Origin of the sequence: Sphingomonas sp. S-NIH.Pt15_0812, assembly GCF_003951315.1 — a bacterium.
Classification (GTDB): Bacteria; Pseudomonadota; Alphaproteobacteria; order Sphingomonadales; family Sphingomonadaceae; genus Sphingomonas.
The window spans coordinates 1-1,637 of the sequence record NZ_QLJH01000086.1; the positions used below are offsets into that span (position 1 = coordinate 1).

Here is a 1,637-nt window from a genome sequence, read left to right on the forward strand (position 1 = left end):
ACTCAAGACGCTTAGCGGGCTCACACCCTACGAATACATCGCAAAGATCTGGACGTCAGAGCCAGACCGGTTCATCGTCAACCCGATCCACCAGATGCCGGGACTGAACAACTAGCATTACAGTTGCGTTCTTGATCGTGTTCTGAATCAATGGGTCACCATGACGAGGAGGTCGTGGTGACGGGAGCATCGATCGAGGCGACGCTGGAGCTTTGGGGATCGTCACTGCGCGAGGTGAAGGCGCGGATGCGGCCATTGTTCAGCCAGGCGCGTGTTGCGGCATCGGCGAACAGCTTTCTGGATGGGCTGTTGGGCGACGAGCGCCGCAAGACCGGGTGGATGCGCGCCGAGGCGGCTGGCGATGCCGGACCATGGCGGCAGCAGGCGGTTCTGGGGCGCGGGCGGTGGGATGCAGATGCCCTGCGCGACATCGTGCGCGACTATGCCATCGAACATCTTGGCACCGATGATGCGGTGCTGGTCATCGACGAAACCGGATTCCTGAAGCAGGGCAAGGCGTCGTGCGGCGTGGGGCGCCAATACACTGGGTCGGCCGGCAAGGTGACCAACTGCCAGATCGGCGTGTTCGCCGCTTATGTCTCGGCCAAGGGCCATGCTTTCGTCGACCGTGTGCTCTATCTGCCGAAGAGCTGGACCGCTGACCCGGTGCGCCTGGCGGCCGCGCATGTGCCGGAGGGCACGGCTTTCGCGACCAAGCCGGCGCTGGCGGTGAAGATGATCGAACGGGCGATTGCGGCCAGCATGCCGTTCGCCTGGGTCGCGGCGGATGCGGTCTACGGCGTCGGCGACATCGAGCAGGTGCTGCGCCGTGCCGGCAAGGGCTATGTGCTGGGCGTGAAGGGCGACCATCGCTTCGGCTCATGGGGCGACAAGCCGGTCGTCGCGGGCACCGCCGCGCAGATCGCAGATGACCTCGATCCGACTGCATGGCAGCGTCTGTCGGCGGGCCAAGGCACCAAGGGCGAGCGCGTTCATGACTGGACCTACTTCGAGCTCGCCGACCTCGCAGCCGACGAGTACGTCGATGGCGCAATCGGGACATGGACCAGGGGCCTGTTGATACGCCGCCACATTGCCAGTGATGACCTTGCCTTCTTCACCACCTGGTGCCCGGCCGGCACGACCATCGAAACCCTCGTCGGCGTGGAAGGGCATCGCTGGGCCATCGAGGACAGTTTCGAGACCGCCAAGAACGAAGTGGGCCTCGACCATAACGAGACCCGCTCCTGGCATGGCTGGCACCGGCACGTCTCGCTCGTCATGCTCGCCTTCGCGATGCTGGCGGCCATCCGTACCCGCGCCAATGCCGCGCCCCCAAAAAGACCTTGGACGAAACCACGGAACTGATCCGCTGGTCCGTCCAGGAAATCCGCCGTATCGTCATCCGGCTGGCCCAGCGGCGCATCGAGCCTCGTCGCGTTATCGCTTGGTCATGCTGGCGACGCGCCCACCAAGCCGCCGCTCGACGGTCACATGTCCGATCAAGAACGCAACTGTAATGCTAGTTGTTCAGTCCCGGCATCTTGTGGATCGGGTTGACGATGAACCGGTCTGGCTCTGACGTTCAGATCTTTGCGATGTATTCGTAAGGTGTGAGCCCGCTAAGCGTCTTGAGC

General features: G+C 63.7%; 3 pseudogenes. 2 read left to right on the plus strand and 1 reads right to left on the minus strand.

Annotation, left to right across the window (positions count from 1 at the left end):
- Positions 1–115 (plus strand): annotated as a pseudogene (locus BRX43_RS19950) (IS481 family transposase); the annotation flags it as partial.
- 45 nt (positions 116–160) lie between these two features.
- Positions 161–1,368 (plus strand): annotated as a pseudogene (locus BRX43_RS19955) (IS701 family transposase).
- Positions 1,369–1,522: 154 nt separating this feature from the next.
- Here BRX43_RS19955 and BRX43_RS19960 read toward each other — a convergent pair.
- Positions 1,523–1,637, minus strand: a pseudogene (locus BRX43_RS19960) (IS481 family transposase); the annotation flags it as partial.